Raw genomic sequence first — 23524 nt, forward strand, 5'->3', positions numbered from 1 at the left:
GAGGGTGCTCATGCAACTCTATCGTTTTGAAGCAGTGATTGAAGGCGAAGTGATTCATATCATCATTGCTGCACAAAGTGATGAAGAAGCCTTTCAATATGTGGATATTGAATTAGAGAAACATTACTTGCGCATGCCAGAAGTAGAGGAATTGTCACTGTACGAAAAACGGCGCATCCAAAAAGGCGGCGGGTATGTCTTACAGGGACAGGAGACCTTTGTTGATTAACAAAGGAAAGTAGATGATGGGGAGGATACTGTGATGGGTAAAGTCTATCTGGTGGGTGCGGGTCCAGGAGACCCCGAATTGATCACCTTAAAAGGGTTACGAGCGATTCAAGAGGCGGATGTGATCCTATATGATCGATTGATTAATCAGGAACTGTTAGAGTACGCTCGTCCGGGGGCGGATCTCATCTATTGTGGCAAACTTCCCCATTATCATACGATGAAACAAGAAACGATTAATAAGTTTCTGGTGAAGCATGCTGCCGCTGGAAAGGTGGTTACCCGCTTAAAAGGAGGCGACCCTTTTGTTTTTGGGCGAGGGGGTGAAGAGGCACAGGCACTCGTCAAACATGGCCTCAATTTTGAAGTCGTTCCAGGAATCACTGCGGGGATTGCGGCGCCTGCCTATGCGGGTATACCCGTCACTCATCGCGAACATGCGGCTACCTTTGCCTTTGTGACGGGTCATCGTAAAGAAGGAGAAAACGAAGATATTAAGTGGTCAAGCTTAGCCAAGGGAATCGATACCCTAGCGATTTATATGGGAGTGAAAAATCTCCCTTATATCCAAGAGCAGTTATTAATGCATGGAAAGTCCCCGACTACACCGGTTGCCCTTGTACAATGGGGAACTACCGAGGGGCAACGCACAGTGACGACGACCCTTGCTACGGTTGTTGAAGAGGCACGTCGCAAGGAAGTGAAAAACCCTACCTTGATTCTTATTGGAGAAGTGGTTGGGCTAAGGGATCAACTAAACTGGTTTGAAATAAGCGCAGAATCGAAGGGGGCTGTGGGGGAATGAGGTGGAACTCTCCTTCCCTTACGCATGATCCGATCCAATCTAGCAAACGCTATTTGTTTACTAGATTGGATTGTTTTATTGTGATGAAAAGAGTCTAATCGTGGCTAAAATAAAGAGAGAACTTGATTAAGTAGTTTGAGATTAATAAGGAAGGGGGAGGGATGATGACGCATATTCCACTCATGGTAGATCTTCGTAGTTGCATATCCGTCGTAATTGGAGGGGGGAGAATTGCGGCAAGACGTGTAGGAACTCTTTGTGATGCAGGGGCAAAGGTGACCATTATTTCTCCGGATCTTGTGCCGTCATTATTGGAAGGTGTGCAGATAGGAAAATGGCAATGGAAAAGAAAATACTTTGAACCCTCTGATTTGGAGAACGCTTTTATTATTGTTGCAGCCACTGATGATACAGCGACGAATCGGGTAGTTGCACAAGCTGCACCTCCCCACGCCCTTGTCAATGTAGTGGATGATCCTTCTTTAGGAAACTTTCATGTTCCTGTTTCTTTGAAAAGGGGACGTTTCACCCTAAGTGTTGCTACTGGAGGTGCGAGCCCGATTCTGGCGCGGCGTATCAGGGATGAATTAGCACGCCAGTATGACGAATCCTTTGGTGAGAAGGTGGAGCAGTTGTATCAATTACGCATGGCATTAAAAAGTAGTGAAGACGATCCAGAGGCAAGATTAAAACGCTTAGAGAATATGGTGGACTCAATCTTCGACAATGAATAAGGATAAAGCGATTGAAAAATGACTCACTAAACGCAATCCCCACATGATTTACGTTATGATAGGGACAGAAGGAAGTTAACGATTGGAGTAGGGTGAGTCAGGATGTAGTATGGTTTTAAAGGGGGGAGTCGGATGAACAACAAGAACGTGATGGACCAAGAAAAGGAACGGTTGCAAAAAGAACGGTGGATTCTTTTAACTTTGGCCTGTTGTGCAGTAACCTTTGCGGGTTTGGTATTAGTGTGTGGAATCGCATTGATCAGCAAATGAACAAGGGCGAAGATTAGGAATCATTGTCTCAATATTTAAAATTAGTGAAGCGAGTGTGTGAAAAGCGAAAAAGCAGGGAAAGTAGCTGGACGGTGGCCAACCAACTAAAGGAAATACCCTATTAAGCTAGGGTGTGTTTTCCATTGAACTCTCATCTGGTATAATTACACTGTGGCAACTGGTCTGACCACTGCTGTCATGGAGCTGAAGGAGTGAATAGCTTGTCCACTTTACGAGAAGAAGCGTTGAAAATGCACCGCGATAATCAGGGTAAACTAACGGTAAAGTCCAAAGTAACGGTAAACAATGCAGAAGATCTATCCTTGGCCTATTCTCCGGGAGTAGCAGAACCGTGTAAGGAAATCCATGCGGATGAAGGCCAAGTATACGACTATACGATGAAGGGGAACCTGGTTGCCATCGTCTCTGATGGAACAGCGGTACTTGGCTTGGGCAACATTGGCCCCCATGCCGCAATGCCAGTGATGGAAGGAAAGGCGGTTCTTTTCAAAGCTTTTGCTGGGGTGGATGCCTTCCCCCTATGTGTAGACACCAATGAAGTGGACAAAATCGTAGAGACAGTCAAGCTTTTAGCACCTACTTTTGGTGGTGTGAATCTCGAAGATATTGCCGCACCCAAATGCTTTTTAATCGAAGAGCGTTTAAAACGTGAGCTAGATATTCCTATTTTTCATGATGACCAACATGGGACTGCGATTGTTACCCTTGCAGGTTTGATCAATGCCCTTAAGGTCGTTAATAAAAAAATGGACGAGATTAGAGTGGTGGCCAATGGAGCGGGCGCTGCAGGAATTGCGATAATTAAGTTGCTCCTCTCTCTTGGTGTGAAGGATATTATTATGTGTGATAGCAAAGGAGCTATCTATGAAGGTCGCACGGATGGGATGAATAGTATCAAAGAACATATCGCAAAGGTTACGAACCAGAGTGGTATTCAAGGGGACCTTTCTGAGGCGATGAAGGACGCTGATGTATTTATAGGGGTCTCCGTTGCGGGTGCGGTAACCCCTGACATGATTCGTTCGATGAATCGTGATCCGATCATCTTTGCGATGGCGAACCCCGTTCCTGAAATTATGCCAGAAGACGCATATGAAGCTGGAGCGACAGTGGTTGGCACAGGACGATCAGACTTTCCAAATCAGGTAAATAATGTCCTTGCCTTTCCAGGAATCTTTCGCGGAGCGTTGGATGTGCGGGCACGTAGTATTAATGAAGAAATGAAGGTAGCGGCTGCCTATGCCATTGCTGAATTAATCAGTGAGGAAGAACTTTCTGCAAACTATGTGATTCCAGCTCCCTTTAATGAGAATGTCGCGCCACGTGTGGCAGCAGAAGTTGCAAGGGCCGCGATGGAAACGAACCAGGCACGCATTCAACGAGAACCAAGTGAAGTGGCTGAGAGAACCCGTCAACTAACACGTAGTGATGGTTGAGGAGCTGAAAATCGAGGTGTTACGTGGACAGGTATCCCATCTCAACAGATAGTAAATTTAATTCCATTGTTTTAAGGATCCATGATTTAATTGAAGAGGATAATTTATCACCGGGAGAGAAGTTGCCATCTGAACGTGAGTTAGTCTCTCGCCTTCAAGTGGGTCGCTCTACGGTTCGGGAAGCTCTACGAGCGCTTGAGCTTTTGGGTATTATTACGACGCGTCGTGGGGAAGGAACTTATCTTCAACCTTACGAATCTCATCGTTTAGTGGATCTGTTAGCTTTTTATATCCTGCGGGATGAACCGACCAAACAACACCTTTCGGAAATGCGTACCCTGCTTGAAACGGGAGCAGCGCGCCAAGCAGCTCTTCGAGGGACCATAGAGGATTGGGATGCCCTCGAAGGAATTTGCTTGGAGATGGCGAAAAAAATTTCTCAAGGTGATATTCCATTTGAAGAAGATTTCCGTTTTCATCGACGATTGGTAAAGGCGTCACACAATCATTTGTTATTGCGCGTTTGGTATCCAGTGGTGCAATATGGACAGGCCATGCGACAATCCGCACTTACGCGTGAGGGAAGAGTTTATAAAGCGCTTGAACAGCACCGGGAAATTGTAACCTATTTACGCCATGGGAATGCGGATGCTGCAGCGACTGCAGTGGAAAAGCACCTAACTGAAGCAGGCTTTCCCCTTGTTTGAAACCGTATGGTTACAATTGCGATGTGAAATCGTTCTATGCTATGATGACTCCGGTGTAATGAGGACGGCTGTGGAAGCTGAGCGTATCTCATTCCAAAATGTTCGTTGCGGAGTTCCTGTATGGATTGGATTACGCCAAATACCAAGGATGTAGTTATTTAATGAAGGTATGAAACAGGTGCAGAAAATAAGGAGCTGTTAATTTCTGTACTAGGAATTCCCACAATATACGCTCGGATGAGGTGTTTTTCGTGTTAAAGGACTTATTCCGGAAACAAAAGAAATACGCCACGATCCCTTCGGAACATGCAAAAAAGGATATTCCGGAGGGGATTATGCAGAAATGTCCCCGTTGTGGGACCATCCTCATCACCAAAGAACTGGAGAAGAACTTGAAAGTATGTAAGAGTTGTCAGTATCACTTCTCCATGTCTGCTCCAGATCGAATTCAATCATTGGTGGATGATGGACGCTTTTTTGAATATGATGCGGATTTGATATCCATGGACCCCCTTCAATTTCCTAATTACGAGGATAAGGTGAAATTGGATATCGAAAAAACAAAATTAAATGAAGCGGTAATGACAGGGGAAGGAACAATGGGGGGCTATCCTGCTGTCATTGGCGTGATGGACTCTCGCTTTCGGATGGGAAGCATGGGGTCGGTAGTGGGAGAAAAAATTGCACGTGCGGCGATTCGAGCCACAAAAAAAAGATATCCTTTTATCTTGTTCTCTGCTTCCGGTGGAGCCCGGATGCAAGAAGGGGTTCTTTCTCTGATGCAAATGGCGAAGACCAGTGCTGCCCTAGAGAGAATGCACCGGGAGAAAGTGCTTTTTGTGTCGGTATTGACGAATCCTACTACAGGAGGCGTATCTGCTAGTTTCTCTTCACTTGGCGATATTAACATCGCTGAACCCGAGGCCTTGATTGGGTTTGCTGGAAGACGAGTCATCGAGCAAACCGTCCGCCAACAGCTACCCGATGATTTTCAGACGGCAGAATTTCTCCTTAAGCATGGTCAATTAGACCAGGTAGTCCCTCGGGGAGAGATGCGAGAAATGTTGACTCGGATTCTAGACTTGCATGCAGGAGGAAGAGAGAGCCATGAATAATGGACAGCTCACCTTTGAAAAACCACTTAATGAATTGCGAGGCAAGATCGCAGAGTTACGGAAATTTACCCAGGAAAAAGAGATTGACCTGTCAGAGGAGATTGCTACTTTAGAGGAGAAAGCGCGCCGTTTGGAAGAGCAAATCTATGGTAACTTGTCGACTTGGCAAAAAGTACAAATCGCACGACATGTCGCACGTCCCACCACATTGGACTACATCCAGCAAATTTTCACAGACTTTGTTGAATTACACGGAGATCGTCTGTATGGCGATGATCCTGCCATTGTTGGAGGGATTGCGAAATTCAATGGTTCTCCAGTTACCGTAATTGGTCATGAGCGTGGGAAAGATACAAAGGATAAAATTGCTCGCAATTTTGGCCTCCCGCACCCTGAAGGGTATCGGAAAGCGCTCCGCTTAATGCAACAGGCAGATAAATTTAATCGCCCCATTATCTGTTTTATTGATACCCAAGGGGCACATCCCGGAATTGAAGCAGAAGAGCGAGGGCAATCTGAAGCAATTGCTAGAAATCTACGAGAGATGGCAGGGTTTCGTGTCCCGATTATCTGTGTGGTGACAGGCGAAGGAGGGAGCGGGGGAGCACTTGCCATTAGTGTAGGCAATCGCTTGCTTATGTTAGAGAACGCTTATTACTCTGTAATTTCTCCTGAAGGTGCCGCCGCTATTTTGTGGCGGGATGCGACCAAAGCGCAGGAAGCTGCAGAAGCGCTAAAAATTACAGCACAAGATCTTTATTCCCTTGGTGTTGTTGATGAAATCATAAAGGAGCCAAAGGGTGGGGCACATAAAGATGTGACAGCTCAGTCAATTGCCATAAAAGAGGCGATTAGCCAATCCTTATCACCGTTGTTGGCAATGAGTGATGAGGAACGAATGATCGATCGACATACCAAATTTGAAAAGATCGGGGTTTTTACAACCGTGGGTTGAGGGAAATCACCCCTCGGTTTTCTCTTTTTGTCCCACAGGGACATAAAAAGTCCCTGTGGGAGAGTATCGTCGTGCGATGGTAAAAAGGCTGAGCTGGGTATAACTATCATTGAGGTGAAAGCATCGATGGAACGTATTGCAGTGTTGACCAGTGGTGGGGATTCCCCAGGAATGAATGCGGCGATCCGTGCAGTTGTTCGTAAAGGTCGTCATCATGGATTAGATGTTGTTGGGGTTCAAAGGGGATATACGGGTTTGATTCAAGGGGATTACCTTTCGATGAACTTAGGTTCTGTGGGAGATATCATTCATCGAGGGGGCACAATTCTTCGTTCAGCCCGTTGTGAAGAATTTCGAACGCCAGAAGGGCGTGAAAAAGCCGTTTTGAATTTACAACAGCATGAAATTGGCGGGCTTGTGGTGATTGGTGGCGATGGAAGTTTTCGTGGAGCACAGCACTTAACAGCCCTTGGATTTCCAACCATCGGTGTACCAGGAACGATTGACAATGATATCCCAGGAACAGACTTTACAATTGGTTTTGATACGGCGGTGAATACCGCTATTCAAAACATTGATCGCATTCGTGATACAGCCTCTTCCCATGAACGCACCTATATTGTTGAGGTAATGGGGCGTAACGCGGGGGATATTGCTTTGTGGGCCGGGCTAGCTGATGGTGCGGAATCAATTCTTATTCCCGAGGCACCCTATGAGTTGGATGACATAGTGGAACGCCTTGCAAGAGGCGATCGACGGGATAAAAAACATAGCATTATCATTGTAGCGGAGGGTGTAGGAAGTGCTATTGAAATCGGTCAAATGATTAAAGAAAAGACCGGCGAAGAGAATCGAGTCACCGTGTTGGGACATATCCAGCGTGGTGGCTCTCCGACGGCATTTGATCGCGTGCTTGCAAGTCGAATGGGAGCAGAGGCGGTTGATTTGTTGTTGGCTGGGGAGCGAGATAAAATGGTTGCGATTCGCAACAATGAAATTACCAGCCTTCCCTTTGATACAGCTTTTGCCATGCAACATCAACCGGATATGTCAATCTATGACTTGGCTAGCATATTGGCGATTTAAGAAAGGATGGAAGTTGAATGAGGAAAACAAAAATCGTCTGCACGATTGGACCGACGAGTGAGAATCCTGAGGTTCTTCGGAGCTTAATGGAAGCCGGAATGAATGTGGCACGGCTTAATTTTTCTCATGGATCTCATGAGGAGCATAAAGAACGGATGGACCGTATTCGTGCAGTTGGAAAAGAGCTTGGAAAAAATATAGCCATATTACTGGATACTAAGGGACCTGAGATTCGTACGGGTGTGCTAGGGGTCGATGAGATTCAATTGGTAGCGGGTCAACGTTTTACCTTAACTGCTGAGACCGTTGAGGGAGATGCTTCTCGAGTTTCAATTTCTTATCCTGGACTGGTGAACGATGTTCATCCTGGTTCGACGATTCTTATCGATGATGGTCTTATCGGGTTGACAGTCGAAGAGGTTGAAGGAAACGAAATTCATTGTCACATCGATAATGGGGGCCCATTAAAAAGTCGTAAGGGTGTCAATGTGCCAGGCGTCTCCGTTAACCTTCCTGGAATTACTGAAAAGGATGTAGCGGATATTCTTTTTGGTATTCAAGAGGGTGTTGATTTTATTGCGGCCTCATTTGTACGTAAAGCGGCAGATGTGATGGAGATCCGCCGATTATTAGAGGAAAATGATGCGGATATCCATATTATTTCCAAGATCGAGAACAAGGAAGGAATCCAAAATCTTGATGCGATCTTAGAAGCATCCGATGGGTTAATGGTTGCTCGGGGAGATCTTGGTGTTGAGGTGCCAGCCGAAGATGTGCCGATTTATCAAAAGCGGTTGATTGAAAAATGTAACGATCGAGGAAAACCGGTCATTACAGCGACACAAATGCTTGATTCTATGCAGCGTAATCCTCGTCCGACGAGAGCGGAGGCAAGTGATGTAGCCAATGCGATCTTTGATGGTACGGATGCGATTATGCTCTCGGGTGAGACGGCTAACGGAAAATATCCGATTGAAGCCGTTAACACGATGGCTCGGATTGCCTGCCGCGCAGAAAGTTCACTAAGGTATCAAGATCTTTTCCGTGATCGCAAGGAAGCACAGGAAGTTAGCATCCCTGATTCAATCAGCCAAGCAGTTGTTCACACGGCCTCGATCATGAAATCCTCTGCGATCATTACTGCAACGGAAAGCGGTCGAACTGCACGACTGGTTTCCAAATATCGCCCCCAGGCTTCGATTATTGCGGTGACTGTTCATGACGATGTAATGCGTAAGTTAGCTCTTATATGGGGAGTGCATCCCGTCCGGAGTGAACCCGTTACCACTACGGATGAAATGTTGCAAACCGCAATCCGTTCTTCATTGGGAGCAGGATATGTGAACCATGGCGACTCTGTCGTCATTACTGGGGGAGTGCCAGTAGGACAGTCAGGTACAACCAACCTGATGAAAGTGCATATGATTGGTGATATTCTTGCCAAAGGTCAAGGGATTGGCCGCAAAGTGCTGACGGGTAAAGTGGTTGTGGGCACCTCCCCTGAGGAAATTCGTGGAAAAATGAAAGACGGAGCGATTTTGATCACTCCTGCGACGGACCGTGATATGATGGATTCCTTTGAAAGGGCTGCTGCCGTGATTGTTGAAGAAGGTGGGCTAACCTGTCACACAGCTGTCGTCGGTATTAATATCGGGGTTCCTGTCGTTGTTGGTGTGCAAAACGCGACGAGGATTTTTGGTGATGGAATGCAAGTAACGGTGGATTGTGAGCGGGGTCATATTTATTCTGGACGATCTGTTTTGTAAAGTACTAAAAAAGCACTGGGGCTTCCCCAGTGCTTTTTTAGTACTTATTCACCTAACGGAAGCCGACGGTAGATTAAAGAACGCGCAAACGGGGAAATATCCACCAACGCATTTTTTTTCGCCGCTTCTGGCGTTGTCGGCGTTTCATCAGGGACAACTCCTTTCGTTGACGGTTGCCGAGACGCTTATATTTGATGAGTGCCTTTATTGTATCTCCTTGAAAAAGGTTTGGCTATTCACAGGATGCGTAATATCGGAGTGAATTATGTAACTTTTCAACACAAGTTCACTGAGAGGCGATGATTCACACAATATCGCCTAAATCATCCAAATAAGCGGTCATGCATGGGATCGGGCTGTTTAAAGAGAAAAAATTTGGCTATCTGACACGGAGGTAGACGGCCTGGGGGCAAATCCTGCGCTATAATAGGGTCAATAAACGTAGGACCATAAGAATATTCAGGAGGAAAGAATGGTTATGGCCAAGACCCAGGTTCGTGTACGGTATCAAGAAACCGATCAAATGGGAATTGTACATCATAGTGTTTATGCCATATGGTTTGAGGTGGGTAGGAGTGAACTGATTCGAGAACTTGGATATTCTTATCAGTTCTTTGAGGAACGAGGACTTTTGTTGCCAGTGGTCGACTACCATTGCCGATTTGTTTCACCCGCACGTTTTGATGATCAAATCATCATTCAAACGACGATCAAAGAATTACGAGGTGCGAAAATGGTCTTTGCCTACGAATTATTTCATGAAACGGGTGCTCGCATTGCCCATGGAGAGACCATTCATCTATGGGTGGATCAGACAATGAAGCCGGTTCGCTTTCAAGAAGCACACCCAACTCTTTACAATAAATTTCAGGGTCGCTTGAAGGATATATAATGATCCGGGAGTGTGAATGCAAATGTTTCGCATCGGGATGTTAATGGTATTGGTTGTTGCGATGATAGAGATTTGGGGTCTTGTTGCCGCGGGCAATTGGATCGGACCACTACCGACTATTGGGATGGTAATTGGAAGTAGCTTAATTGGAGCGTGGTTCGCTCGAAAACAGGGATTGGCTGTCATTCGCTTGGCGAAGGTGCAATTGGATCATCGTCAAATCCCGGGCGAAGCAATCATCGATGGAATTTGTATCCTGTTCGGTGGTCTTCTGTTAATTATGCCTGGCTTTTTAACAGACAGTGTAGGAATTTTGCTATTGATTCCGCTCACTCGTGGAATCGTCAAGATCTTGGCGAAGCAGAAATTGCTATCTTGGATTCAAAATGGAAAGTTTACTTGGATTGATCGGCGAACTCCTTAAACGAAAAATGCCCTTGTATAAGGGCATTTTTCGTTTTGAAAGGATTATTTTTGTAAAGGGGTTCTACCGTTTCGTATGTAATTCCACAAATCGCGAAAGACATGGGCGCGATAAAGGGCGATTAGAATTACCGCGAGTGTTGGACCTGCGATTAAACCAATCACTCCCATCAGTTTGAGACCCACAAAAAGGGCAAACAACGTAAAGAGCGGGTTGAGCCCAATGTTGCTAGCAACCAACTTGGGTTCAATCGTCTGACGGACCAAAATGATAATTAAGTATAGGATGGCGAGGCCGATTCCTACTTCGATGTCCCCAGTAAGAAGGAGAACAAGTGACCAGGGGATTAAGACGGAGCCGACTCCTAAGTAAGGAAGTAAGTCAACAATCGCAGTAACGATAGCGATCGTCAGTGCATAGCGAATGCCAATGATCATCAGGCCAATCCATACGATAAAACCGGTAATTGAAATTAAGGTGAGTTGGGCTCTCATAAAACCAAACAGGGCGCGTTTTAAATCGACGATAATTAAACTTCCGGTATGTTGTACATGATGTGGAATTAAATTTTGCAAACTTCGTTTCAAACGGGGCCAATCAAAGGCAATAAAAAATGCAGCAAGTACACAAAATACCAATACAGTGGCAAAGTACGGGAGATTACCCAGGAAAGTCCCGATTCCTGAGATAATATCGGTAATTAATTGAGTGCCTTTGTTTGCCACGATGCCAATGTTGTTTTGAATGCTATTGACGATTTCTGATCGTTGCTGTGGATTTTTTTCAAGGTAGTTTTGAATATTGTCGATCAACTGGCTTAGCTCAGAGTGACCATTAAAAAAGGTGGATAGGATATAGGTATTGATATCATTAATCCAAGCAGGAATCCAATCAGATAATCGAATGAGTACGACAACGATTTCAGAGACAAGTAAGATCAAGAGAGTGAGCAAAATTGCGATTAATAGAAGCAATGTAATCGTGACACCAGCCCATCGAGGAACACGAAATCGTAATTCCAACCAGCGAACGATAGGCTCTGCTAGCATGGCAATCATCCAACCAATAAAAAATGGGTAAACGAGTGGAACAGCAAAGAGTAAAAAATAGTAACCCACGATGGCAACTGCTATGACTAGGAGACCCCGTGCAATGGGCCAGACAACTTCACGGTTCAACGTTTTGCTCCTCCATTCACGTAGTTTTTTCCAGCATTCCCCTTTAGGGGTTTGTAAAACCTAAAGTTTTTCATACAATGTGTTCAGTTTATCACGTTTTTCCCATCACCATTGTGATGATAAGGTTTTGATGTTGTGAACACGGTAAAAGGTTACGACATGATGATTTAAGGTCTGTTCAAAGCGGAAAGGAACGGATAAGCTTGAAATAAATGCCGTTTATTAGAGAATCACCGGGTTCAGATAAGTAGAGGTTTTGAGTAACCCGCTCTTGATTTTATCGAAAGAAGCTACCCTAAAAAATTTCAGGGCAGCTTCTTTCATATCAACGAGTACCGCTGATACCTAGTCTAATTTATTGAGGTAAATTAATCTAGAAGTAAATCACCAATAAGCAATACGGATCCTTTTTTAATGATGATCCACTCAGTTCGCTATGGAATCTTCGTGGATTCTTCTGTTCAAAATGCTTTTCAGCCATATTTCATACGTCCATTACCAATCGACTTGTTTATAGTCTTTAAAATAGACACCGGTCGTAGGTCGTTCAATATCCTTCCCTTCATAGATTGGATCGCAAATACGGGCAGCCGCATCGTGAAAATCAAGGGGGAGTTGTACTGAATTTTGCCCCTGTAATTTTTCAGGAAAGAGACTAGAAACCCACCCGGGATCAACACTTGATATAAAAATTTGATGTTTTTTGTACTCTTTTGCCATGGTTAATGTCATCATATTTAATGATGCCTTGGACATATTGGTATGAACATGGTTTTTACCTTTTCGTTTCACATTAAACTTTCCTTCGACGGAGGTCACATTAATAATAAAGCGGTTACGATTCGGGCTTCTTAACATCGAATTTTTTAGACGACTATTTAATAAAAATGGTGCTGTTACATTAATCAGTTGCACTTCTAGCATTTCCATTAATGAAATATCTTGAGATTTAGCAATCCAAGAATTATAATCTGCTAAATGCTTTTTTGGTACCTCGACTTCTTGATTAATCAATTGTAAAGGCATAAATTTTTCTGATATGTGTGGAGTTGATGTAAATTCTTGCTTTTCCCCCGAAGATAGTTGTAACAATGCTGGACTGAAAAGCTGAGTTTTTAAATTGGATTCGTTTAAAAGTAATGTATGATACTCCTCTTCTGGCATTCGAACCGTCTGAGCTGCGTTATTAATAATGATGTCGATATGAGAGAAGGATTGATCGAGTAAGTAAGCAAATTGTTCGACTTGATCAATATAGCGAAAATCGAGGCCGAAAATATGAATGCGATCTTTCCAAGTCTCATAATCATGCTCTTGTATATACTGTTGTAGGGCATCATACGGAAAGCGCGTTGTGATAATGACTCGAGCACCATCACGTAATAAACGTAATGCCGTAAAATATCCTATTTTTGTTCTACCTCCAGTAACTAGGGAGGTATATTGATGTAAATCATGCCTTCCTATTCGTTTCTTCTCATTTAAGTCTCCACATGATGGGCAAAGCTTTGAATAGTGTGGATGGGGAATAGTTAATGGTTGCTTACAAACATAGCAGGGGTAGCGTTTATTTTCGCTCTCTAGTCTTGTCATCTTTATCACCTAATGAGATAGTTTATCGAAAATTAATTTTCATAAAGTATGAAGTCATTATTTACATAAATAGTATCACTCGTTATAATCATTGTACAGGGTAGCTCAATTAGTAGAGTAATCGCCTTGCAAGCGAATGGTGAAGGTGCAAATCCTTCCCCTGTAGTGTTGGTAGTTTAATTAAAATTCCGACCTTTCAAGTCGGCGATGAAGGTAAAATCCTTCCCACACGAAAAAGCCTCCATTATGGAGGCTTTTTTATTAACTTTTACCAATTTTCTTAGGGCTGTCGTTAACCAAAGATAGGGTGTAGCCTGTTATAAATTATTCATTGAAGTATGGATCAAAAACATTCAAATTATAGGAGGGTCATTGGTCATTGCATCAGCAATAAACCAAGGAGAAATTCAAGGTAATGTTTGTCAAAGGTTCGATGAGGTGGAAAGGGATATCAGCCATATAAAAAGAAACAGGGCTTCTCATAATGAGCAGATTGATGCTCGAGGGTTTAAACACATGGACAGAACAATCGAGGAGGAAGCCATAGATGAAGTAACAAGAATTATAAGCAGGGCGAAGAACATAATAGACAATAACAACGACATCGTTGAAAGAAAAGATGATATCAATGAGTGTTTTAAAGCGATGCGTCATGTTATTGATCGATTGATAGACGAAATAATAGGGACATTTAATGAGAAACGTGGTGACTTTAAATTCAAGATGGTATTTTGTGTAATATAATCAAAAATGTGTTAAAAATTTTCACTAATGCTATCCATTCAATAGATGGAAATAACCTTTTACCGTGTACGCAACGTTTTTTTTTTTGTGGTACACTGGTATGGGCGAAACGGGGCACCCAAGCAGTTAGTTTTTAAGTAATTGAGCTGAAGAGACTGTGGGTCAAATACGGTTCTATTACTTCAACTTTCATGCGGAGCGCCTGTGTACAGGTTACGAATGCGACCTTTCCCGCATTCGTAAGCGCTTCGCCTTCATACTTATATAAACTGTAATCTTTCCTTCCAAGCGGTAGGAAAGGATTACCTTGTGCCCAGAATACCAAACCATATGAAGTAAAGGAGAGATTGAAAGTGTCGGTTTCTAAAGGATTGGAGGGTGTCGTTGCTCTCACTTCCCAGATCAGCTCAATTATTGATGGGGTTCTCACCTATAGAGGATACAACATCGATGAGTTAACCGAAAAAGCGAATTTTGAGGAGACTGCTTTTCTCCTTTGGAAAGGTCATCTACCTAACCGGGAAGAGCTGGCGCAACTAAACAAAGAATTGTCAGAGGAAGCTGTGCTACCTGAAGCAATTCTAGCCCAGTTAAAAACATATCCAAAGAGTGCGCATCCGATGGCTGCCCTTCGTACAGCAGTTTCTGCCCTCGGTCTGTATGATGATAATCCAAACGATAAGACTGTGGAAGGGAACTACAAAAAAGCAGTTAGCCTAACTGCGAAGTTGCCAACCATTGTCGCAGCATTGTATCGGATGGATAAAGGACTCGAGCCAGTTGCCCCACACCCAGAGTATGGGTTTGCGCAAAACTTTGTTTATATGCTTCATGGGGAAGAACCGTCGGCGGTTGCTGTTGAGGCGATTGACAAAGCATTGATCCTTCATGCGGATCACGAATTAAATGCATCCACCTTTGCGGCTCGGGTAACTACGGCGACCTTGACCGATCTTTATTCTGCGGTTACAGCAGCGATCAGCGCTTTGAAAGGACCTCTTCACGGTGGTGCTAACGAACAAGTGATGTGCACCTTGGAAGAGATCGGAAGTGTGGACCGTGCCCAAGAAGTGATTGAAAAGAAATTAGCTAACAAAGAAAAGATCATGGGCTTTGGTCACCGTGTGTACAAAGATGGAGATCCTCGTGCAAAACACTTGCGTGAAATGTCCCGTCAACTGGGTGATCAAACGGGCGATACCAAGTGGTATGAGATGTCCATTAAAATTGATGAAATTGTTCAAGCTGAGAAGGGCTTAAAGCCAAATGTGGACTTCTATTCGGCATCCACTTATCATTACCTCGGGATTCCGCTCAGCTTGTTTACACCCATATTTGCAATTAGCCGGGTAACAGGTTGGACTGCTCACATTCTGGAACAGTATGGAGATAATCGTCTCATTCGTCCTCGAGCAGAATATGTGGGTCCAACAAACCAATCCTACATTCCGATTGATGAACGCTAATTTTTAATTACTAAACAGAGAGATAGCTCGGACTGAAGCGAATCAAAAGTATGTACGATCAGGAGGAGTGATTCCATGGCACAGTATGAAGCGCCTAAAGCAGGAGAAAAAATCACCCTAAACAATGGTGAATTGCAAGTTCCCGATAAACCAATTATCCCCTTTATCGAAGGAGATGGAATCGGTCCAGATATCTGGGCAGCAGCACAACGTGTATTTGATGCGGCTGTGGAAAAAGCATACGGTTCAAAGAAAAAAATTGAGTGGTATGAAATCTACGCAGGTGAAAAAGCTCATGATCGTTTTGGTGAGTGGTTGCCAGAGGCTACGCTAAAAGCAATTGAAGAATACTATGTTGCGATTAAAGGTCCTCTGACTACACCTGTAGGTGGTGGAATTCGCTCCTTAAATGTAGCCCTCCGTCAAGAATTGGACCTCTTTGTTTGTTTGCGTCCCGTTCGTTACTTTAATGGTGTTCCCTCCCCTGTAAAGAAGCCTGAACAAGTCGATATGGTGATCTTCCGGGAAAACTCCGAGGACATCTATGCAGGAATTGAGTGGGAAGCTGAAACCGATGAAGCGAAAAAGATGATTCGCTTTATGCAAGAGGAGATGGGTGTGAAGAAAATTCGCTTCCCTGAGACCTCAGGGATTGGTATCAAACCAGTCTCCAAAGAAGGTACGGAACGATTGGTTCGTGCCGCGATTCAGTATGCCCTTGATCACGGTCGTAAAAGTGTCACCCTTGTTCATAAAGGCAACATCATGAAATATACAGAAGGTGCCTTTAAGAGCTGGGGGTATGAATTGGCTCACAAGGAATTCCGTGACCAAGTATTCACATGGCAGGATTATGATGCCATCAAAGATAAGCATGGTGTCGAAGCGGCTAACCAAGCTCAATCGGAAGCAGAAGCGGCCGGGAAACTATTGGTGAAAGACTCCATCGCAGATGCGTTCTTGCAACAAATTCTTACCCGTCCGGCTGAGTATGATGTGATTGCAACCCTCAACCTCAACGGGGATTATGTCTCGGATGCACTTGCTGCTCAGGTTGGTGGAATTGGGATTGCTCCAGGTGCGAACATTAACTTTGAGAGCGGTCATGCAATTTTTGAAGCGACCCATGGGACTGCTCCGAAATATGCTGGAATGGATAAGGTGAACCCGGGTTCTGTCATCCTTTCAGGTGTATTGATGTTAGAGCACCTTGGTTGGCAAGAAGCGGCTGACCGAATTTATCGTGCGATGGATAAAACAATTGGTCAAAAGACGGTGACCTATGACTTTGCACGTTTGATGGATGGTGCCGAAGAGCTGAAATGCTCTGAGTTTGCAACAAAGCTGATTGAAAACCTGTAATCATTTAAGGGATATGAATCGGGAGGTTACGTAACATGTCGATCCGCAGAAGAAAGATCTCCGTCATCGGTAGCGGGTTTACCGGGGCAACAACTGCATTGATGTTGGCACAAAAAGAATTAGGGGATGTCGTACTGGTAGATATTCCTCAAGCGGAGGGTCCTACCAAAGGGAAAGCCCTTGATATGATGGAAGCTTCACCCGTCGAAGGTTTTGATGCAAACATCATTGGAACGGTTGATTATGCAGATACCGCTGATTCCGACTTGGTAATTATTACAGCTGGTATTGCTCGCAAGCCCGGTATGAGCCGAGATGATCTTGTCAGTACGAACGCGAAAGTGATGCGTGCAGTTACTGAGCAAGTCGTAAAGTACTCTCCGGAAACGATTATCCTTGTCTTGACCAATCCTGTGGATGCCATGAGCTTTGAAGTTTTCCGGACCTCTGGCTTCCCAAAACATCGCGTCATTGGGCAATCCGGTGTGCTTGATACCGCTCGCTTCCGTACCTTCGTTGCACAAGAGCTGAATCTTTCGGTTGAAGATGTGACTGGCTTTGTGTTGGGTGGTCATGGCGACGATATGGTGCCGCTTGTTCGTTATTCCTATGCAGGGGGAATTCCTCTGACCAACTGGTTGTCTAAAGAACGGTTGGATGCCATTGTTGAACGGACTCGGAAAGGTGGCGGGGAAATCGTAGGACTCTTAGGAAATGGTAGTGCCTATTATGCTCCTGCAGCTTCCCTCGTACAAATGGCAGAAGCGATTCTAAAAGACAAACGTCGGGTCTTGCCGGCTATTGCATACCTCGAAGGTGAGTATGGTTACCAGGATATGTACTTAGGGGTACCCGTTGTTCTTGGTGGAAATGGACTGGAGAAGATCGTTGAGCTTGAACTGACGAAGGAAGAGAAAGCGGAACTGGACAAGTCTGCTGATTCAGTGCGTTCCGTAATGAAAGTATTAAACTAAGATACGTCTTTGGACAGTCCGAAAGGACTCGGTTCTTCCGAGTCCTTTCCCATCCTTGGATATGTAAGCGCTATCATAAAGGGTTTTGAAAAAAAAGAATTTGGATGAATAAGGAACGTCCGGCGTGATTTAGCGATGGATATTCCTTTTTATTTTGCTCTTAAAACATGTTCTTGTCCGATTGGGGTCTTTACGAAGAGAGAGTGAACCATGTACCATGATGAATGAATGGAGAGGAATTTCACTACAAATTAAGCGGAGGATGGGAAGATGAGTAAAAAGGTGCTGGTCGTCGATGATGAACCCTCGATTGTAAAGTTAGTCCAGTTCAACCTCGAAAAAGAAGGGTATCAAGTGCTTGTAGCAAGTGATGGAGAAGCTGCGTTAAGCAAAGTATCCGAAGAACAACCTGATCTGATTGTTCTTGATCTCATGCTTCCAAAAGTGGATGGTCTTGAGGTTTGTAAACAGGTACGAGCCCAAAATCATCACCTACCAATCCTTATGCTGACAGCGAAAACCGAAGAATTTGACAAAGTGTTAGGTTTAGAACTCGGAGCCGATGATTATATGACAAAGCCCTTCAGTCCCCGGGAACTGACAGCGCGAGTGAAAGCGATCCTTCGCAGAATGGAAGCCATGCGGCAGACGGATGAGAACACACCGAATCAGTTGCTGAAAATTGGTGATCTTATTATTGATATTGAAGGGTACGAAGTGCGCCATCATCAAAGGACGATTGACCTTACCCCCAAGGAATTTGAACTCTTGATTTATCTAGCGAATCATCGGGGGAAAGTATTATCCCGAGACCAATTACTCAACGCTGTTTGGGACTATGATTATATTGGGGATACTCGGATTGTAGATGTGCATGTGAGCCATCTTCGGGAAAAAGTCGAGGAGGATTCACGAAATCCACTCTATATAAAAACCGTACGCGGAATTGGTTATAAATTTGAAGGTCCCAAGGAGGGCTAGTTGGTGCGTGGGCGATTGTTCGTCACTTTTTTATGGTTGACTGGTTTATCCGTATTGATCACAGGATTGTTAGTCTCCTTCTTGATGAGGGCAGCATATATGGATTCCCTTGGAGAAAGGATGGGGAAAGAAGGGCAACTCCTTGCAAAAAGTTTAGATTGGGAGAGTACAGCGCCTGGAAAGCCTAATTTCAGAAGACAGACTAGGCTGTACAGTCAAACATTGGACGCTCACGTTACTTTGATGGATAAGAATGGAGATGTGCTCAGTGATTCCGATCAGCGTTCAAAGAAAGGGAAAAATAATAAAAATAACTCTGCGGTAAAAAGGATTTTGCAAAAAAAGGAACGATCGACCTATGAGCGTGTGGTTACTGACAACCAATTAGCGGTCTATGTGCCTGTTGATTACAATGGAGAACGAAAAGGGGTTCTACGTATTACAGTAGAGTTAGATTCCATCAATCATTCCCTGCGCCAAGTGTGGGTGTCGATGATTATTGGTCTCATCTTTGCATATGCAGTGGCCGCTCTAGTTAGTTCACGGTTGGCTTCACGCTTTACTCGCCCCATTGAGGAAATTACCCAAGTCGCAGTCGATGTTGCCCGTAATAAGTATCATCGACGCATTCCTGTGAAGAAACAGGATGAGATTGGACGCTTAGCAACCGCGATCAATCGGATGGGGGCCGGCCTTCGTTATCAGCTAGAAACCATCCGTAAAAGCGAGCGCCGGTTAACCGGTGTCATTGAAACGATGGAAAGTGGCCTTTTAATGGTGGATGCTGAAGGGAAGGTCACCGTCGCTAACCAAGCCATCCTATCGTTATTTGATCTTGGTTCGACTAGCTTGATCAACAAGTCCCTGACAGATTTACCCGTTTTCCATGAGTTGCAGGGGCTGGTCCATCATTGCAAAGAGTCACAGGAATCGGTTAGGGATGAACTTCACTTATATTTTCCTACCGAGCGAATTTTAGCTGCTTCATTAACACCGATATGGGGCGGTGAGACGACGGGTATGGGTGTGGTTATCGTGCTACATGATATCACCCCCATTCGTTATCTAGAAAAGTTACGCACGGAATTTGTGGCCAATGTTTCCCATGAATTAAAAACCCCTGTCACGTCGCTGCGTGGATTTGCCGAGACGCTTCTCGATGGCGGGGTGGATGATCCGAAGATGCGACGAGAATTTCTAGAGATTATTCATTTTGAAAGCCTACGCTTAGAACGATTGATCGGCGATTTATTAGACCTTTCCAAGATTGAATCCCGCAAGGTACGTCTGAATGTGGTGAAAGTGAGTATTGATGATTTGCTTCGTCCTACCATCAAGACAATGGAAGAAGAGATACGAAAACTAGATTTGCAATTGCATATGAAAGGGGAACGTGGGTTTAACGTTCGTGTTGACCCTGATCGTTTTTCTCAGATTGTCATCAACCTGGTTGCCAATGCAATGGCGTATACCCCTGCAGGTGGAAGCATTACCTTAACGACAGGGGTAGAGGAATCAAGTTGGTGGCTTCAAGTGGAGGATACAGGAATAGGGATTCCTAGTGAAGATCTCCCTCGTATATTTGAACGATTTTATCGTGTAGATAAAGCGAGATCCCGTGACTCAGGAGGGACAGGTCTAGGACTTGCCATTGTTAAACATCTCGTTGAGGCCCATCGAGGAACCATTGATGTAGAGAGCCAAGTTGGGGAAAAAACGGGTTTTACGCTCCGGTTTCCCCGCTAGGGGCTCTTTTTTTTGTGCATCGATTCTTTCGTCTTTACAAAACCTTTACAATCCATTCACTCTAGTACAAAAGACTCTCTTTATAGTAGTCAATGTAAGAAGGAAGAATGATTCCATCGACTCTAGGGGGTTACTTGTTATGTGGAAGAAAGGTTTGGCTGTTGCAGGGGCATTACTACTATCCGTCTCACTTGCGGCGTGTTCATCAAATGCTAGCGGTGGTGGGAGTGAAAAGGATAAAGGTCTCTCGGGTACCATCAGAATCGACGGCTCCAGCACGGTATTCCCAATCAGCCAGGCAGTAGCTGAAGAGTTTATGAAGAAAAACCCAAATGTCAATGTGACGGTTGCACAATCAGGAACAGGGGCTGGGTTTGACAAATGGACCAAACAAGAAACAGACTTGAGCGATGCTTCTCGTCTGATCAAAGATGAAGAAAAAGAAGCGGCTAAAAAATCGGGACTAGAGCCAAAGGAATTTCCAGTGGCCTTCGATGGAATCTCCGTTGTAGTCAATAAAGAAAATGACTTTGCGAAGACGATTACCACCAAGGAATTAAAAAAGATTTGGGAACCTGATTCCAAAGTGAAAACATGGAAAGACGTTCGATCCAACTGGCCTGATAAACCCATTAAATTATACGGTCCTGGAACTTCAGATGGTACCTTCGATTATTTCACAGGTGCGATCATCGGTGAAGAAGGAAAGAGCCGTACGGATTATACCCAGTCTGAAGACGATAATACCCTCGTAACAGGGGTTTCTGGTGATAAATACGCGCTTGGATATTTCGGATTCTCTTACTATGAAGAGAATAAAGATAAACTCAATGTTCTCAAGGTTGACAATGGTAAAGGTGGAGTTGCACCGTCCTTTGAAACAATTAAAAATGGTACCTATTCTCCGCTCTCCCGTTCCATCTACGTTTACGCTGATGAAAAAACGATGACTGAGAATAAGGCGATCAAAGAATTCCTCTCCTTCTATCTGAAAGAAGGGAAGCAGTTGGTATCCGACGTCGGATATGTCCCTCTAACAGATAAGGATTATGAAAAGGGAATTGCCTTGCTAGAAGATAAGTAACCTTGAACGACTGGGAGTGTGGACCTCCTCTACTAAGAGGGAGGGGCCACACTTTCCCGTGTTTATTGAAAGGAGTCAAACGTGGTGAAAAATCACTCACTGGGAACAGCAGGTCGCTTTCGACGAAGTCGTTCTTTGGGAAGAACCTGGGAAAATATGATTCCAAAACTTCTTCTCGCTTGTGCACTGATTTCTGTTTTTACAACGCTTGGAATCATCGGTACGCTCATTTCTGAGACGACCTCCTTTTTTAGTCAAGTTTCTTTTGGCGAATTTTTCACGGAGACAAAGTGGACAGCACTTTTTCATGAATCACAACAGCACTTTGGGGTATGGCCTTTAATTGCGGGTACCCTCTTAGTGACAGGGATCGCAGCAATCGTCGCTGTGCCAATCGGCCTGGCAAGTGCGATTTATCTGAGTGAGTATGCGAATCCCAAAGTAAGTAAAGTGTTAAAACCGATTCTAGAAGTATTGGCAGGAGTACCCACGATTGTATATGGCTTTTTTGCACTCACCTTTGTTACTCCCTTATTGCGCGGTCTTTTGCCAGAGATGGGTGTTTTCAATGCGCTGTCAGCAGGGATCGTGGTTGGGATTATGATCATCCCACTGATCGCTTCCCTGTCTGAAGATGCGATGAGTGCTGTACCAAAAAATATTCGTGAAGCGGCTTATGCGATGGGCTGTACCAAATTTGAGGTAGCATTAAAAGTGGTTGTACCAGCTGCCTTATCGGGAATTATTGCTTCCTTTGTACTGGGTCTTTCCCGGGCAATTGGAGAGACGATGATTGTGACGATTGCTGCTGGAAGTACCCCCCAATTGACCTTAGATCCTACGGAATCCGTTCAGACAATGACTTCCTTTATTGTTCAAGCAGCAACGGGTGACAATAGCTTTGGCTCGACTGCGTATGGAGCCATCTATGCGGTTGGGATGACCCTATTCTTATTTACACTGGTAATGAATCTGTTAGCGCAATATATCTCTCGTCGCTTTAAGGAGGAGTACTGATGAGTGCAGAAGAAGTTGTTATCCACCATCAAGAGGGGGAGTCAGGATCCCCTACGCTCTCACTTGTAGAGAAGAGAGAAAGAAGTCACTTTGGATTCCGTCGGTGGAAAAATCGTTTGGCCCACGGTCTATTCTTGATTAGCACAATGATTGGGGTCATTGTACTTGGTGCTCTACTTTGGAACGTAGTGAAGGATGGATGGGCATGGGTAACGCCAACCTTCTTCAATAATTTTGCTTCACGCCTTCCCGAACAAGCAGGCATTAAAGCTGCCTTCTGGGGAACGATCTGGGTAATTGGACTAACAGTTCCCCTCACCTTTATCTTTGGTGTGGGTACGGCGATCTATCTAGAAGAATATGCACGTAAAAATCGGTTTACTCGTTTTATTCAACTGAACATCAGTAATTTAGCGGGTGTTCCTTCCATTGTATTTGGTATTTTAGGTTTGACCTTGTTCGTACGGTTGATGGGATTGGGCAAAACAGTCTTAGCCGGTTCGCTCACGATGACCTTATTAGTATTACCCATAGTCATTGTGGCTGCTCGTGAGGCGATTAGCAGTGTGCCGAATAATTTACGGTTGGCATCCCTTGCAATGGGAGCAACTCAATGGCAGACGATCCGACGTGTGGTACTACCCTATTCCATGCCTGGTATTTTGACTGGGGTGATCTTAGCATTATCCCGTGCGATAGGAGAAACTGCACCCCTCATTATGATCGGGGCTGTATCTTTTATCGCTTTTACACCGGGATATGCACTCGACGCCTTCACTGTAATGCCGATTCAGATCTATAGTTGGGTAAGTTTACCACAACCAGCTTTTCAACATTTGGCTGCAGCAGGGATTTTAGTCCTATTGGCCATGTTGTTATCGATGAACGCGTTCGCTGTGTTTTTGCGAAACCGTTTTTCGAAGGATAAATAAGGGGGAAC

Annotated in this window: 23 protein-coding genes and 1 tRNA gene; 22 read left to right on the forward strand and 2 right to left on the reverse strand. The window is 44.5% G+C overall.

Features of this window, described 5'->3' with window-relative positions; translation table 11 throughout:
* Positions 1-10: 10 nt before the first annotated feature.
* The 12 genes from CHX35_RS09405 (at position 11) to CHX35_RS09455 (ending at position 10439) form a co-directional block, all read left to right on the forward strand.
* A complete protein-coding gene (locus CHX35_RS09405) occupies positions 11-229 on the forward strand; it encodes a DUF3906 family protein (protein ID WP_091836896.1) in 219 nt (72 codons plus the stop codon).
* A gap of 33 nt (positions 230-262) precedes the next feature.
* On the forward strand, positions 263-1033 hold the full coding sequence (gene cobA / locus CHX35_RS09410) for a uroporphyrinogen-III C-methyltransferase (protein WP_091836897.1): 771 nt from the start codon (positions 263-265) through the stop codon (positions 1031-1033).
* A 164-nt stretch (positions 1034-1197) separates the two neighbouring features.
* On the forward strand, positions 1198-1767 hold the full coding sequence (locus tag CHX35_RS09415) for an NAD(P)-dependent oxidoreductase (RefSeq protein WP_176392002.1): 570 nt from the start codon (positions 1198-1200) through the stop codon (positions 1765-1767).
* A 132-nt stretch (positions 1768-1899) separates the two neighbouring features.
* Positions 1900-2037 carry a hypothetical protein gene (locus CHX35_RS17540; protein WP_176392003.1) on the forward strand — a complete coding sequence of 46 codons (138 nt, stop codon included), beginning with the start codon at positions 1900-1902 and terminating at the stop codon, positions 2035-2037.
* A 251-nt stretch (positions 2038-2288) separates the two neighbouring features.
* Entirely contained in the window at positions 2289-3494 is a 1206-nt protein-coding gene (gene ystJ / locus CHX35_RS09420) for an NADP-dependent malic enzyme (protein ID WP_091837082.1), read from the forward strand.
* A gap of 23 nt (positions 3495-3517) precedes the next feature.
* The gene (locus tag CHX35_RS09425) at positions 3518-4201 is read left to right on the forward strand and encodes a FadR/GntR family transcriptional regulator (protein WP_245838722.1); all 684 of its coding nucleotides are present in this window, start codon (positions 3518-3520) and stop codon (positions 4199-4201) included.
* A 251-nt stretch (positions 4202-4452) separates the two neighbouring features.
* Entirely contained in the window at positions 4453-5316 is an 864-nt protein-coding gene (gene accD, locus CHX35_RS09430) for an acetyl-CoA carboxylase, carboxyltransferase subunit beta (RefSeq protein ID WP_091836901.1), read from the forward strand.
* A complete protein-coding gene (locus CHX35_RS09435; protein ID WP_091836903.1) occupies positions 5309-6271 on the forward strand; it encodes an acetyl-CoA carboxylase carboxyltransferase subunit alpha in 963 nt (320 codons plus the stop codon). Before accD ends, CHX35_RS09435 begins: the two co-directional genes overlap by 8 nt.
* 126 nt (positions 6272-6397) lie before the next feature.
* A complete protein-coding gene (pfkA, locus tag CHX35_RS09440) occupies positions 6398-7357 on the forward strand; it encodes a 6-phosphofructokinase (RefSeq protein ID WP_091836905.1) in 960 nt (319 codons plus the stop codon).
* Positions 7358-7374: 17 nt separating this feature from the next.
* A complete protein-coding gene (pyk, locus tag CHX35_RS09445) occupies positions 7375-9123 on the forward strand; it encodes a pyruvate kinase (RefSeq protein WP_091836907.1) in 1749 nt (582 codons plus the stop codon).
* Between the two features lie 478 nt (positions 9124-9601).
* Entirely contained in the window at positions 9602-10015 is a 414-nt protein-coding gene (locus tag CHX35_RS09450; protein ID WP_176392004.1) for an acyl-CoA thioesterase, read from the forward strand.
* Positions 10016-10037: 22 nt separating this feature from the next.
* Complete coding sequence (locus tag CHX35_RS09455; RefSeq protein WP_091836911.1) at positions 10038-10439, forward strand: FxsA family protein; 402 nt, start codon at positions 10038-10040, stop codon at positions 10437-10439.
* A 44-nt stretch (positions 10440-10483) separates the two neighbouring features.
* Here the strand turns inward: CHX35_RS09455 and ytvI are convergent, their stop codons facing one another.
* The gene (ytvI, locus tag CHX35_RS09460) at positions 10484-11617 is read right to left on the reverse strand and encodes a sporulation integral membrane protein YtvI (RefSeq protein ID WP_091836913.1); all 1134 of its coding nucleotides are present in this window, start codon (positions 11615-11617) and stop codon (positions 10484-10486) included.
* A 495-nt stretch (positions 11618-12112) separates the two neighbouring features.
* A complete protein-coding gene (locus tag CHX35_RS09465) occupies positions 12113-13210 on the reverse strand; it encodes an SDR family oxidoreductase (RefSeq protein WP_091836915.1) in 1098 nt (365 codons plus the stop codon).
* 94 nt (positions 13211-13304) lie between these two features.
* Between CHX35_RS09465 and CHX35_RS09470 the strand changes: the two genes are divergently transcribed.
* The 10 genes from CHX35_RS09470 (at position 13305) to pstA (ending at position 23516) form a co-directional block, all read left to right on the forward strand.
* Positions 13305-13376 (forward strand) — tRNA-Ala (locus CHX35_RS09470).
* Between the two features lie 206 nt (positions 13377-13582).
* Positions 13583-13954, forward strand: coding sequence for a hypothetical protein (locus CHX35_RS09475; RefSeq protein ID WP_091836917.1), 372 nt, complete (start codon positions 13583-13585; stop codon positions 13952-13954).
* A gap of 353 nt (positions 13955-14307) precedes the next feature.
* Positions 14308-15420, forward strand: a complete 1113-nt coding sequence (locus CHX35_RS09480; RefSeq protein WP_091836919.1) for a citrate synthase — start codon at positions 14308-14310, stop codon at positions 15418-15420.
* Positions 15421-15495: 75 nt separating this feature from the next.
* Positions 15496-16782: an NADP-dependent isocitrate dehydrogenase gene (gene icd, locus CHX35_RS09485; RefSeq protein ID WP_091836921.1), complete on the forward strand. Its 1287-nt coding sequence runs from the start codon at positions 15496-15498 to the stop codon at positions 16780-16782.
* A gap of 35 nt (positions 16783-16817) precedes the next feature.
* A complete protein-coding gene (gene mdh, locus CHX35_RS09490) occupies positions 16818-17756 on the forward strand; it encodes a malate dehydrogenase (RefSeq protein WP_091836922.1) in 939 nt (312 codons plus the stop codon).
* 270 nt (positions 17757-18026) lie between these two features.
* On the forward strand, positions 18027-18737 hold the full coding sequence (locus CHX35_RS09495) for a response regulator transcription factor (protein WP_091836924.1): 711 nt from the start codon (positions 18027-18029) through the stop codon (positions 18735-18737).
* 3 nt (positions 18738-18740) lie between these two features.
* Positions 18741-20483: a two-component system histidine kinase PnpS gene (pnpS, locus tag CHX35_RS09500; protein ID WP_140413587.1), complete on the forward strand. Its 1743-nt coding sequence runs from the start codon at positions 18741-18743 to the stop codon at positions 20481-20483.
* A 139-nt stretch (positions 20484-20622) separates the two neighbouring features.
* Positions 20623-21567 (forward strand): PstS family phosphate ABC transporter substrate-binding protein, encoded by a 945-nt coding sequence (locus CHX35_RS09505; RefSeq protein ID WP_091836927.1) that lies wholly within the window; start codon positions 20623-20625, stop codon positions 21565-21567.
* A gap of 84 nt (positions 21568-21651) precedes the next feature.
* Positions 21652-22584, forward strand: a complete 933-nt coding sequence (pstC, locus tag CHX35_RS09510) for a phosphate ABC transporter permease subunit PstC (protein WP_425435326.1) — start codon at positions 21652-21654, stop codon at positions 22582-22584.
* On the forward strand, positions 22584-23516 hold the full coding sequence (gene pstA, locus CHX35_RS09515; RefSeq protein WP_091836929.1) for a phosphate ABC transporter permease PstA: 933 nt from the start codon (positions 22584-22586) through the stop codon (positions 23514-23516). Before pstC ends, pstA begins: the two co-directional genes overlap by 1 nt.
* Positions 23517-23524 lie beyond the last annotated feature (8 nt).

The sequence above is a fragment of the Marininema halotolerans genome (assembly GCF_900116235.1).
In the GTDB taxonomy this organism is placed as follows: Bacteria; Bacillota; Bacilli; order Thermoactinomycetales; family DSM-45169; genus Marininema; species Marininema halotolerans.